Here is a 13272-nt window from a genome sequence, read left to right as displayed (position 1 = left end):
AGTAATTAGGAGGTTGGTGTGACGAATAAGATTATGTTGGTACATTTTGGCCGAAGCGGCTCGACCGTGATCGCCAAAATGCTTGCCAAACACACCAAAATTGCCTGGTTTGAAGAGATTGTAACGCTTCAGGAACAGAAAGGCGCCAAGACCACTGAATGGCAGGTTGGCGACTATGTTTCACTGATTGACAATCTCCCTCAGCCTAAGCGTCATGCCGGGTACGAAGTTAAACCGATTAACTTCTACAAGAACTCGAATGTGAAGATTGAAGACGTCATCGAGCACTATCATGCGGCTGGCGACACGACCTTCATTTTCCTTCAGCGTCACAACACGCTGCGCCGCTATATAAGCGCGGTGAAAGCCTCTAAGCTGTCACTCTACCATGTGAAAGCGGATGATGGTCCGAAGCCGGAAAAGAAGGCGATCACGCTCGATCTGAAGGATCTGCACGACTATGATTCCGCGTCCAAGGCGGACAATCTTGTCGAGCTGCTCAGAAAGGCGAAAACGGAAGAACAACGCCTGATGAACTTCTTCGAGGAGAAGGGCATCGATATGTTGCACCTCACCTATGAAGAACACATCGAGCAGAACCCGCTCGACGCGTACAACATCATCTGCTCCTATATGATGCTTGGCATTGAGCAGCAGGAAATCACCCTGCGCAAAACAAGCGCAGGTATCCGCAACGACATTGAAAACTTTGATGAAGTCAAAGCTGCTCTGGCGGGTTCCGAATTTGAATGGATGGTTGAAGAGTAGGCCTGGGGCCTACTCTTTTCCGACGCTCAGCTGCGTCTGACGCATATCCGTTACAGCCTGCTGACCGACATCCGCGATATGCTCGAACAGCTGGCGATATTTCTGACGGACCGCACCAAGTCCTGCCTCTTCCGACAAATATAATTCCAGCGCACTCTGATCCACAGCCCGCCCCTGCCCGCGGATTTGTTCAGAGAATGCGGCGGCGATCTGCGCCGCCATATCCTCATCCGAACCGAGGGAAATCAGGTCGGCACACGCTTTCGGCAGATCGGCAAATGCTTTCAGATTGAACGCAAGTGTGCGCTTTCCAAAGCCCACCGCTCGCGAGGCGACACCCGACGATTCTCCAACCGACGGCCAGCGCAGCGCCGGAACAATATCGGCCGCCATAAACAGCTCGTCGAACTGTTTTTCATCTGTGTAGCCAAGCATAGAAATGCGGGACTGGTCCGGGAACTTTTGAATCAGGCGCAGAACGCCCGGGTCCATCACCTCACCTGCAATAACCAGTCTGAACGTCGTATCGCCCGCTTCCCGGCAACGTTCCAGTGCTTTCAGGACAAGATCGATCCGCTTGGGCGGCGTCACAAATCCGGCGCATAAGATCATTGCCTCATCGTCAGCAATGTTCAAACGCTTGCGCACGACTCCAAGCGCATCGGCTGACACACCGCTCTCTTCGGGCGTCTGGCAAAAATGCGGAATCATAGAGACCGGCGCATCACGGCGGATCATTTTTGTACGCTGACGCGCCCAGCGCGAATGCACAATCACATGGTAGGCGTCGCGAATAAATGGCTCCAGCAAAGGCATCTCGAACTGAAGTTGCGGGTGGTATTCCGGCTTTTTCTGCCCTCGCTTCTGCGCGAGTGAGATGCCACGTTCGCCGGCAGCCTTGCCGAGCACATACTCGTAAGCTGTCTTATCGCCTTTTGCGAGCGTCATCTCGGTGACGAGGTGGTGCACAGAGAAATCATGGATTTCCACGATCCCTGGCCGGTCCAGCGCGGCAAGGTAGATGAACTCGTGATATGGGTTGTTTCCGAGCTGATAGATTGGGACAGCATCCGAACGAAACGGCGCCTCTGCCCTGTCTACAAACTGGATATCGAAGTTATCAAATCCGGTCGAAAACACCTGCTGGGTATAGTGCGCAATGCCACTCGGCACCGGCGGCAGAGGCGACCAGATATCAATCTTCATGTTTGCGCTCGAGCTCGCGTTTCAGGCTTTCGACCTGCTGCTCCAGATCATCTATCCGCGTCAGCGCCTCGGTCTCGATACGGGCGAGACGCATATCGAACATCTCCACCAGCGCCTTGGCGGACAGGAAAGTGATCGACTCCCCCTCCAGCTCCATTTTGACTGTCGTACGGGTGAGCGAAACAATCTTGTTCTTGATGGTACTGAATGGCCACATTCTGATAAACGCGCCCCCGACGCATGTTTGGTTGCCTGATTCCGCGATCAGAATTTCACATACTTCGCCATTTCAGCAAGGGGCAGGCCCTTCTCTTCAGAGAATTCCATCACTTTGCGGAAATCTCGGCGGATTGTGTCCAGCTCAGGAATACGGACGCCGTCAATAGATTTGGTCGTTGGCACTTCTACCCCATGGCGGTCACGAAGTTCTTTGAGTTCTTCATTGTAGATCCGGCGCGTGCCCGCAGCCAGGATTTCCGGTACTTTCGGCACGATACGGAAGGTCGAATCCAGCTTGGATGCATCCGTCAGTCCATCAATCATGCTCTGGCTCGTTGCGTTCGGCAGACGCAGCGTGTTGTAGACAAGTTTGAAGTAGAGAAGGTTTCCCGAAACGCTTGGGTTATTATCCCATGGCAGGCGCTGCATGCCTTCGATTTCGCTCGTGCCCGTGATGTTCTTGAAGTCGAGCAGAACATCGCCCTTAGGCAATTGCTGACGATCATAGACATGAGTCGTGACATTCCCCTTGCCGAACACCTCCACCCAACGGTCGACCAGATCGATGTAGGAGCGCCGCTTGGTCACCAGATACTGGCTCATATCCGGATAGCGCTTACCCATCTGGATGTCCTGCTGCCACCAGCTGAGAAGATAGCGGACGGGATCACGCAGATAGAGGATGATCCGAATGTCATAGCCAGCGAACACCTCTTTCAGCGTTTCAGGCTTCTCAAGATCGCAGAGTGACTCGCTGGAGATGATGGTCGTGTCGAATGGCGCAATTTCCTTACGCAGCGCTTTGAGGTGTTTCTCATGCTTCTTCGGATGGGTTACCCAGCTCAACAGCTCATGGTGCGCGGCAGCGTCTTGTCCGAGGCCAGGATAACAGATGCCGTGGCTGGCCAGCAGGTCGCGGTTTTGAAAGAAATGGTGCTGAATACTGGACGTACCGGTCTTGTTCGTACCGATATGCAGAAACACGGTCTTCTGTTTAGCCACTCAAAGTCCCCTATAATCAACGCAGGCATGTCATGCTGATATTTCACGCAGACGCAACCCGATTTTATGCAAACCGACAAGCGCTCTTCTGGCAAGCTGGCAACTGCGCAGGCACTAAGCAATAGCGCTCATGATATTGGAAAATATGTGTTTTAGATTGGCAATTCAGTCAGCATCATTGCACGCGTCCTGCAATCAACGGCACCTCCCCAAAAGAATTTTCGTCAAATCCGACTTCTGGAAACTCGGTGTTGATTATTGAAATCACGCAGAGTAGCTGAGTAAGGTATGATTTCTGTAGAGTGAGGGGACCCGATGCAGAACACGACCATTCCCAACCTGATCGTTGTTGGCGCCGGCAAGGCAGGCACGACATCTCTTCACAATTATCTGGACGCCCATCCGCAGGTTTTCGGCGCGGGTGATAAAGAGCTGATGTACTTCTCGCGCTTCATGGATAAGGGCGTAGACTGGTACAAATCGAACTTCAAAGTTCGTGACGGCGTAAAAATCTATTTTGAATCCACGCCGCAATATTCTTTCCGCGATGAGTTCCCGCACGTTCCTCAGAACATTTACGACCTCAATCCGGACATGAAGATCATCTACATCGTCCGCGAACCGATCAAACGGATTGTCTCACACTTCAATCACTGGTCCCGCACGCAGGCTCACACCTTCAAGGATATTGAAAAATCTCTGGCGCATGAACAGCACCGGAAATTCTTCGTCGACCGCACTCGGTATTACTACCAGCTGCAGGCTTATCTTGCGCTATTCCCGACACGTCAGATCAAAGTCGTCTTCATGGAAGACCTTATCGGCAAACACGCCGAAACAATGAACGACATCTTCCAATTCCTCGGCGTTGACGAAATCGGCGACCAGATCCCGCCAGAGCGCCACAATGTCGGCGCTGCCTATGCCACTGATGTGAAGCGCTGGTCCGTCAAGGACATCTCCGAAGAGCGGATCGCCGAAATTCAGAAGACGCTCTCAAAAGACGTCCAGAACCTATTTTATTATTGCAACAAACCAGCTGACTTCTGGGGAGAGGAATACGTATGAGTGAGGAGCTGAAGGAATTCGACCTCGCAGAATTTATGCCCGAGGGGCAGCGCAACCTGTTTCGAAACTGCCGCGTCCGCGCCCCACAATCTTCAATGGGAGCTCTCCAGTTTAAATCGCCTCCAATTGGCGGTAACCGCAACAATGTCGACATTCTGATCTCCAAGCCGAATCTGAACGGCAATCTGACATTCGTGATCGGCCCCGGCAGCGCAAAAATCGAGATTCACACTGCTGGACACATCTTTGCGAACATTCGCACGTGGCGTCCGAGCACGCTGCGTATTGGGGAAGGTGTAACGATCAACTCTGCACGCATGGTAATGGACCTTGCTGATGTAAAAATCGGCGAGAACGGTCTCTGGTCGGACGAAATCCTGCTTCAGTCGAATGACCAGCACGGTATTATCGACCTTGAGACCATGGATGTCGTGAACGCGCATCGCCGTAAAATCGAGATCGGCAAGCACGTCTGGATCGGACGTCGTACGACCATCATGCCTGATGTTCGTATTGGACCGGGCGGTATTCTTGGCGCAGGCTCAATCCTGACCACTGACATGCCAGCCAAAACGATTTTCGGCGGCATTCCAGCCAAGAAGATCAAAGATAACGTCTCTTGGTGCCGGTCTCCGATGGGCCCGAACGAAATGGAAGAAGGCATTCTTTCCGAGTTGAAAAGCGGCGTATAAATTCGACTGGCTTCAACAAGGCGGGACCTGCAAACGGTCCCGCTTTTTTAATTCGAGAAGCTCACATCCCTTCACGTCAAAATTGAATCTGATTTCTCTGCCGAATTACTGCTCATCTCCGGTCAAATTCAGTTCAGCACTGCATATATTTAAACTTTCATTCTATTCGGCATCTCCGTACCGCCAGTGCCGAAAATTGCTGCCTCATTCAATCCGCACCGCTTTAAGTAGCAAGAATTCACAATGAATTCGCTGAATTCACAGGCCCACCGCCCCTTCGCCCGCGAAGAATCACTACCAGAAGGTGCCTCCCCGATGCCTCGCTCTGTTAAAATCTTCAAATCAGGCGTCATTGTAACCCGCGAATACGTGCGGCTTTACTATTGAAATTCACACTTATCCGGCTGGACACCTGACTCGATATCTATAGATTGCCCACCACGGGACGTGATGTTTATGAGTGCATGTTTTCACTCATGACGGCAGTGGGGACTATTGTTGTCGTGCATTGCGTTTCAGGCGTACTGAACGAGGGACAATTTTATGAGTAACCTGTCGCTGGTGGTCTTGTCAGACCACTGCCATCACGCATTGGGCGAATACTTCAGATCTCTGGATCTGTTCGAGAAGGTAGACTCCTACCAGCCTGAGTTTTTAGACCCGGCAACAACCGCGAGTGTGAAAGATGGCCTTGGAAACTATGATGTTATTTTCACATCACACGACAAAGGCGACGATCTCAGCATTGAGGCACTGAAGGGCAAGCATGGCAGCGCGGTTATCCCGTTCGCTCCGCTGGTCTTTTATGGCCTCCAGCCTGATGTCGGCTATGTCATTTCCAAGGGCGAGTTTCTCTACAACCCGGCACTGGCTGGCGATTATCACTACTCCGTCATTCTCGAGCTGATGAAGCGCGGCCTTGACGTCGAAGACGTTATTCACCTGCTCGTGCGCACCGCACCGGGGGAAACAATTGATGTTCAAGCGACCTGGGACTCTGCAGTCAGCAGCTATCAGGACGCCGAGAAAGATTTTGACGTAAAGCTCGCCGATTTCATCGAAGCCGAGAGCAGAAAATCGCAGACATTCTACAACTTCAATCTTCCGGCCGGCAGTGTGCTCGGCGAGCTGGGTGACCGACTGGTCAAACATCTCGGTGAGAAAGCAACGCCGCGCCTGATTCCGCCGGCTGCGAACGATCTTGTCACGCGCTCTTACTTCCCGGTTCCGGACTACCTCGCCGAAGCACTGGGCTTCGAATACCGCACTTCTCAAGTCGTACGTGGCAAGGTAGCAGGCAATTCTATCGACGTGTCGCGTGAAACAGCGATGCGTATGAGCGCGAAATTCTTCGCAGAATTCTGCCGGTCAAAGAAATGCAGCATCATGGATCTGCAACCGCTCACACCGCTCAAATTCGCTCCGGCGATGGCATAGTCATACCCGCTGGCGACGCTCTCAACTCCGTTACATCTGTATCGGTGGGGCGTCGCTAAGCATATCTGGCCAGGACGACGCGTTTCGGGGTTTCGGACGTTGACGCCGCCTACGGCGTATAGCTTTATGAACACGTCAGTTGCGTTCAGGTCGGGAATAATTTCAGGCCCGCATTAAGTGTACGATTTGATATGTTCAGAGAAATAAAAAGCACCTCACGTGCGAGAAGCAAAAAAAGCGCAAAGCAACGGCTTTTTATTCTCGATCCAGACCTGCAGATCGGTACCGGCCACAACTATCAGACATCTGTCCGTGTGGCTGCCAGCGCAGTCGATTCGGGCTACGCTGTCACTATTCTGGCCAACCGCCATTTTCCCGAATCAAAAGCGCTCAACAAGAAGCTCGGCTTCTCAATCCGTGCGCATTTCAAAGCGCTAGCCTTTGATTTCCCGGGAATCTCGGAGGGCCGTCGCCGCATACCTGTCGATTTTAACGACGAATACGAGCTGCATGACTGGGAAATCCATCTTCAGCAATTGCTCGCCATCGACGAGGAACTCCGCTTCACTGCGGACGACACATTCTACTGCCACACAGTCTCCACTCCGCTGGCACATGCTTGGTTTGTTTTCCTCATGCTGCGTCCGGACCATCTGCGTCCGAAACTGTATGCGCAAATCTATATTCTTCCGGAGCTCATTCAGGGCGAGCGCGTTGGCAATTATACCTTCTGCGACATCCTGAATAAGTACAATCAGCAGGGCTTTATCGGCCGCTACGCCTTCTTCCACACGGAGACGATCCGGCTACAGAAGACGTATGAAGAGCAGGTCGGCCTGCACTTCCCTATGATGGTTGGCCCTCTGCCCGACCACTGTTTCGAGCAGCGCATGGGTGACGATCCGCGGCCTGTCATCGCCTTCCTCGGCGAAGCGCGCCATGAGAAAGGCTTCCAGCTGCTGCCAGGCGTGATTGATCGGATGATTCAGGAACTGGGCGACGATTTCCAGAAAATCCGTTTCCAGCTGCAGACCTTCTCCTCTCCGTTGAACGACACCGTTGAGATCAAGACAGCCCGTCGGACGCTGGAAAACCTCGCCAAGACCTACGACAATATCCAGATCCTCGGTAAGCTCTCAACCGAAGAGTATCAGACGGCCATCGACGAAACAGACATCTGCTTCCTCGGCTATGAACCGGAATCCTACCGCATTCGCGGGTCCGGCGTTGCCGTTGAAATGCTGGCTGGCGGCAAAATGCTGCTCACCTCCCCGGACATCGACGTTGCCGAGACCTTTGACGGCTACAATCTGCTTGTGCCTTCAGAGTTTTCTGCCGGCTCTTTTGCCGAGGCTCTTCTCAAGCAACTCAAGAAGGTCAAGTTCGACCGCGAATCACTGCGCGCAACCAAGAGCGGCCTCGAATACTTTGCGGAAAGCGGCTTCCTTGGTCGCCTGTTCGATCTGCATGAGAAGAACGCTGAAGGCTTTGATCAACCGCCGCTGAAAAATTATCAGGGCGCTGTCGTCTACCTCGCTATGGGCGGCGATTCGGGTGGCTCGGAATTCGTTCAACGCGGACATTTGAAAGCGCTTAAAGATCTCGATGTTCTGACGATCATGATCGACATCCCATGGCCGTTCCAGGACGCGAACAGCTATAACGCCTGGAAGAAAGAACGCGTCAGCCGCTTCTTCAAAAGCTGGGATGATTTCGAGTTCCTGCCGCTATTCGGTTCAATGCTCTCCGGACGCATCGCAGAATCGGGTTTCTCAAATCCGCAATATATGGATAAGCGCGAAAACCTCGCCCACTCTGCGCAGCGCTCCTATATGGAACGGTTTTTCGGTCTGAACAGCACCACGAAGATGGCGCTGGACCGGTTCAATCTCAAAGGTATTTTCACAAACTATGCCTACTCGCTACCAATGGTCCGGAACGTCTTTTCAGGCGTTGAAGCCCCTGTGGTGGTGGAACTCCATGACTGGCTGGAACACCAGAACCGCATTCGTCGCAAGCTCCGCGACAAAGACGATTTCGACACACGCTGGAACAACGAACTCGACAAGCGCGAGCGTCTCGACGAGCAAAAAACCTCTGAACTCGCAGACTATGCGATCGCGATCGCAGGTCCGCTCAAAGAGAGCTATGAGACTGAAAACAACAATGTCGAAGTACTTCGTCCAATACCGGTTGCCGGCCTCTGGGATAATCGCGTCGACATTTCAGATCCGATCGCTTGCGAAAGCTATCTGAAGGATAACATCCCGAAGAACGTTTACATGAAGACAGCTATGCTGCTTCACGATGTGGACACCGTGGAAGTCGATCTTCTGTATGTCGGCACCAGCCACCCGGCTAACAATGTGTCGTTGCTCTCTTTCATTGAGAAAACCTTCCTGCCGTATCTCGCGCCGAAAGGGTATCGCCTTTTCATCGCTGGCAGCATTTCACGCGTCGTGAACGAAGTCGACGAAGAGCAGCTGGCCAAGTATCCAACCTCGATCGTTCCATTAGGGCGCGTTGATGATCTGGGCGTGATCTACCAGATGGCCAAAGTCACCGTGCTCTCGATTACCGAAGGTACGGGCTTCCCGACCAAAGTGATCGAGACACTTAGCGACGGACAGGCTTTCGCGATCAACGACCGTGCGCTTTACGATCTGGCGGACGAAGCCAAAGACTATTTCCACGTCGCCACCTCGCCTGAGGATATGGCTGACGATATTCTGGAGCTGTTTGAAGATACCGATGTCCGTCGCAAAAGGGCCCAGGACGGCTTCCGTTTCGCGAGCAAATATTTCTCGCACGACCGCTACTATCAGAAACTCGCCGAGTATTTCGAACTCGAGCCACCAGCTGAACCATATGAAGAAACCGTCGACGAACATCGCGAGGCTGTCCCCTTCCCTGTCCGTATCGAGGAAGACGAATTCTTCGAATTCGAGAGCAAAACCACCTACACGATCAATGGGCAGATTCTGAAGCATGACTTCATGCTGGGTGACTGGAGCTTCCCTGAAGCTGCGCACACCTGGATGGACGGTCGACGCGCCGGCTTCCTGCTACGAGCGCCGAAAAATGCAGGTGTTCCGCACCGCATCTATCTGGCCGCAAGCACTGTGGGCGATCTGGTCGCTTCCGGACAGACCATGACAGTCCTCATCAACGGGGAAGAAATCGGCACCTATAAGTTCAACAAGAACTTCATGCTGTTCGACATTGGCATCCCACCTGGCACAATCCTGCCAGGCGGCACGTTTGTGATGGAATTCGTCGCCAAACTTACAGCAGATGTTCCGGGCGACGTCCGTGATCTGTCCATCAGCGTGAAAGAACTTACCATCAAGTGTGAAGAGGGCGCGGCTATCGCGCCTGCCGCAGAGCCTGTCGCTCCGGCTGCCGCACCAGAACCAAAACCGGAACCAGTTGAACCGAAGTCAGACGTCATTCCAACGCCTGTCAAAGATGGCGAATGGCAATTTGTGTCCGCTGCATCGGGATTTGACGGCACCTCTCTTGATGAGGGTTGGAGCCATATGGAAGCAGATGGTGTCTGGCTCGTCGGTTCGAGCGGCACCATCCATGTCGGCTGGAACAGTTTCGATACCCCGAAGCGGGTGGAAATGTTCCTGTCTACAAAAACGCTGGCCCTTGATGAGGGCGCATTGAATCTCGTCTTCTCAGTCAATGGCGTCAAAGCGCACGAAGAACTGATCGATACTGACCAACGCTCTATCCTGTTCGATATTCCGTCTGACGCCGTGTCTGATGATGATATCTATCGCATCGAACTGGCACCGGATCGCAACTTTACTCCGGAAGGTGATTTGCGCACGCTGTCTGTGATGCTGTCAGGCTTCTCGCTGGCGTCTTCCCTTTATCTGGCCTCGCATCCGGATAAAACAGATGCACCAGCGCCTGCCGAACCTGAAGCGCCAGCGCCTGCTGTTGCCGATACGCCAGCGACGCCTGACGATGTACTCGCGTCCGGTCGGGACTTTGAATCTGAATTCATTATGATGGGGCGGGTCGCAGATATTCCTGTGAACACAGTCGTGAAGTCATCTCTGTCAGGCGGACTCAGCGTCGGGCAAATGGGTGACTGGAGCTTCCCTGAATCCGGCCACCAGTGGATGGAGGGCCGCGAAGCAGCGCTTGTCGTCAGGCCCGAGGACAGCTCTAGCAAGATCGAGAGCCTGAAGCTGGATATCTCTTTCTTCCGCGATCTGGTGATCAATGCGACGCCTTACAAAATTCTGGTAAATGGCGAGGTTCAACATGAAGACAGCGCCAAAGCTGGCGAGCAGCACCTCATCATCGATCTGCGTGAAGCTGAACCTGCAGAAACCTATCTGATCGAATTCATCATAGGCGGTGAAGGCGGCCTTGCTCAGGATGGCCGTCAATTGAGCCTTTGCCTGAATGGTGTCGCAATTTACGATCATCTTGTTACACCAACGCCTGAAGCAACCGATCGCGGCACCGCGACCGGCATTTCTGCCGCGCGCTTACGTCAGCGGGTTGTCGAAGGCATTAAACGCCGGATTACGAACCGTTCTCTGCGCTAGAAACCGAGGAATTTAGATATGAGCAGACACGCTCTTGTCCTGACCGCTCTTTTGTTCAGCATCGGCCTCGGTGCCTGCGGCAATGGCAGCGAAACGCCTGCAAGCGAAGATGTTGCGGCCTCTGCGCCACCCGTTGAAGAAACAGCGATCCCGTCACTTTTTGCGAACGGTATCGTTTCCGGCGATGGTGTTCTTGAGGGCGAATATGCGCCCAAGCATGACGGCGGCTGGATGTCGTCTGAAAGCATGCTGATCGAACTCAACCTGACACGTAGTCAGGGCACTATCGTGGTGAGCTACACACCATACTTCCCGACAAATGGTGAAATCGAAACCCGCTCGGTCAGTTTCCAGTTCAACGATGACGAGCCGGTCATTGCGGAAATCGCCTTTGCCGACATGGAATCACGCTACCAGACGAAGCAAGTTGAAATCCCATTCAGCGTCGACACCAGCGAAACGACAGGTCTGCTGCGTATTAGCGGTGAACAGCTTGGCAGCCCGGCTGATTTCGGCGAAGGGGACGACATTCGCAACCATGTCGCTTATATCCGTGAAATCGATATCGTATCCGGAACAGTTGCTCCGGAATAAACCGAGCTTCCGAACAACAGGACGCCTCTTCGCGTATGAATGAACTCACCCGCATCCAGCCTGAAAGCGCTGCCTCTTCAAACACGTCTTCTTCAAAGACGCTGCTGGGCGAATTCAGACAGACGTTGTCCTTGCGCCGTTTCTGGCTGGCCTTTGCCTGGGAAGATATCAAAACAAGCTATCGCCGGACCTTTTTCGGCGTGCTCTGGATCACGATCACCTTCCTGGCTTTCGTCGGTGTAAAAGCGCTGATCTTCATGCCGATCATGGAGAGCCCGCGCGGCCCTAATTATTTCATTCTGTATCTGACATTCGGCGTTCTGATCTGGCAGTTCATGAATAACATTGTGAACTCGGCCACTACGATCTTTCAGGGGTTTGAAGGGTGGATACGTAACGATCCGATCCCGATCTCCGGTTACCCCGTGATCATTGTCATACGCTGCCTGTTCAACCTGTTCCTGACAGCAATCGCGGCGGTCGCTGTACTGGCCTTCTATCGCTATCCGGTTGGGCTGGCTGCGCTCACATTGATCCCCGCGCTCTTCCTGACGATCTGGACGTCCTACGCGGTGACGCTACTCATTGGCGTCATCTCTCTGCGTTTCCGTGACTTTGGCCAGTTCATGCAGACAACCATGCGCGTCACATTCTTCCTGACGCCGATCTTCTGGTTTCCTGAAGCTCTGCCAAACGCGATGAAATATCTCTGGTGGAACCCGTTCACCCACTTCCTGTGGCTGTTCCGAACGCCAGTACTCGACAATGAAATTCCCGTCGACAGCTGGATTTTCACATCCGTCCTCGCGCTTATCGTGACGGTTCTGGCATTCGCTCTCTATGCGCGCTTCCGCAAGCGCATGGTCTTCTGGTTCTAGGGGCGCAATATGGTTCATCTAATCGCCAGAGACGTGACAATCGCCTATCCGGTCATCGGCCTGAACAAGCCCGAAGAACGCGTAAGTTCGGACGGGTCGGGCCGTGGTGACGTTGTCGCCCGTCAGAAGCGTTCATTCATTCTCGCGGTCGACAATTTCAACGTCGACCTTCGCGCGGGTGCGCGCCTCGGCATTATCGGTCGCAACGGTTCGGGTAAATCAACCATTCTGCGCGCGCTGGCCGGCATATATACGCCGACAGCAGGCACGGTTGAGACGCAGGGCCAGATTTCTTCGCTGCTCAATGTAGGTCTGGGCACGCGGGCCGAATCGACAGGGCGCCAGAATATCTATCTGCGTGGCTATATGCGCGGTTTGAACAAAGACCAGATCGCTGAAGTCGAACAGGAAATCATCGATTTCTCCGAGCTTGGCGATTTCATCGACATGCCGGTGCGGACTTATTCGTCTGGCATGGCCATGCGGCTTTCATTCTCCATCGCAACAACCTTCTCTCCGGAGATCCTGCTGCTCGACGAATGGATTGGTGTCGGCGACCGCGATTTTCAGGAGAAAGCGCGCGACCGTATGAAGAGCCTTCTGGAGTTTTCCGGTATCACGGTTCTTTGCAGCCACAACACCCGCATCATTCGCGAAGCCTGTAACCGTGTGATCTGGCTGGATAAGGGGCGCACCATGATGGATGGCGCACCTGAGGACGTTCTCGCCCAGTACGAAAATGCGCGTCGCATCAAACGCGTAAATCCGAAAAAGCTGGAAAACAAAGCATAAAAAAGCGCCGCAGTCTCCTGCGGCGCAATTCTTTGAGCTGCCTGT

The 13272-nt window shown here is 53.4% G+C and carries 11 protein-coding genes; 8 read left to right on the top strand and 3 right to left on the bottom strand.

Going from position 1 to position 13272, the window contains the following annotated elements; translation table 11 throughout:
- The first annotated feature begins 18 nt into the window (after positions 1 to 18).
- A complete protein-coding gene (locus P1U45_RS10395; RefSeq protein WP_301058998.1) occupies positions 19 to 768 on the top strand; it encodes a Stf0 family sulfotransferase in 750 nt (249 codons plus the stop codon).
- A gap of 9 nt (positions 769 to 777) precedes the next feature.
- Here P1U45_RS10395 and P1U45_RS10390 read toward each other — a convergent pair whose 3' ends face one another.
- Genes P1U45_RS10390 through P1U45_RS10380 form a run of 3 tightly spaced genes read right to left on the bottom strand, consistent with a single transcriptional unit; the run spans position 778 to position 3195 of the window.
- On the bottom strand, positions 778 to 1974 hold the full coding sequence (locus P1U45_RS10390; protein WP_301058996.1) for a glycosyltransferase: 1197 nt from the start codon (positions 1972 to 1974) through the stop codon (positions 778 to 780).
- Complete coding sequence (locus P1U45_RS10385) at positions 1964 to 2191, bottom strand: hypothetical protein (protein WP_022694928.1); 228 nt, start codon at positions 2189 to 2191, stop codon at positions 1964 to 1966. The genes P1U45_RS10390 and P1U45_RS10385 overlap by 11 nt, the downstream gene beginning before the upstream one ends.
- Positions 2192 to 2238: 47 nt before the next feature.
- Positions 2239 to 3195: a sulfotransferase domain-containing protein gene (locus P1U45_RS10380; RefSeq protein WP_301058995.1), complete on the bottom strand. Its 957-nt coding sequence runs from the start codon at positions 3193 to 3195 to the stop codon at positions 2239 to 2241.
- A gap of 315 nt (positions 3196 to 3510) precedes the next feature.
- Here P1U45_RS10380 and P1U45_RS10375 point away from each other — a divergent pair, with 315 nt between their 5' ends.
- The 7 genes from P1U45_RS10375 (at position 3511) to P1U45_RS10345 (ending at position 13227) form a co-directional block, all read left to right on the top strand.
- Positions 3511 to 4263, top strand: coding sequence for a sulfotransferase (locus tag P1U45_RS10375; RefSeq protein ID WP_301058993.1), 753 nt, complete (start codon positions 3511 to 3513; stop codon positions 4261 to 4263).
- Positions 4260 to 4955: an acyltransferase gene (locus tag P1U45_RS10370; protein WP_301058992.1), complete on the top strand. Its 696-nt coding sequence runs from the start codon at positions 4260 to 4262 to the stop codon at positions 4953 to 4955. Before P1U45_RS10375 ends, P1U45_RS10370 begins: the two co-directional genes overlap by 4 nt.
- 543 nt (positions 4956 to 5498) lie before the next feature.
- Positions 5499 to 6392, top strand: coding sequence for a WcbI family polysaccharide biosynthesis putative acetyltransferase (locus P1U45_RS10365; protein WP_301058991.1), 894 nt, complete (start codon positions 5499 to 5501; stop codon positions 6390 to 6392).
- 191 nt (positions 6393 to 6583) lie between these two features.
- Positions 6584 to 10963, top strand: coding sequence for a glycosyltransferase (locus P1U45_RS10360; RefSeq protein ID WP_301058990.1), 4380 nt, complete (start codon positions 6584 to 6586; stop codon positions 10961 to 10963).
- Positions 10964 to 10981: 18 nt separating this feature from the next.
- Positions 10982 to 11557 (top strand): hypothetical protein, encoded by a 576-nt coding sequence (locus tag P1U45_RS10355; protein ID WP_301058989.1) that lies wholly within the window; start codon positions 10982 to 10984, stop codon positions 11555 to 11557.
- 35 nt (positions 11558 to 11592) lie between these two features.
- On the top strand, positions 11593 to 12435 hold the full coding sequence (locus tag P1U45_RS10350; protein WP_301058988.1) for an ABC transporter permease: 843 nt from the start codon (positions 11593 to 11595) through the stop codon (positions 12433 to 12435).
- A gap of 9 nt (positions 12436 to 12444) precedes the next feature.
- Positions 12445 to 13227, top strand: a complete 783-nt coding sequence (locus P1U45_RS10345) for an ABC transporter ATP-binding protein (protein ID WP_301058987.1) — start codon at positions 12445 to 12447, stop codon at positions 13225 to 13227.
- The last annotated feature ends 45 nt before the right edge of the window (positions 13228 to 13272 follow it).

It is taken from the genome of Ponticaulis sp. (assembly GCF_029210165.1).
Lineage (GTDB): Bacteria > Pseudomonadota > Alphaproteobacteria > Caulobacterales > Hyphomonadaceae > Ponticaulis.
This window is presented reverse-complemented; position numbering and strand designations above follow the sequence as displayed.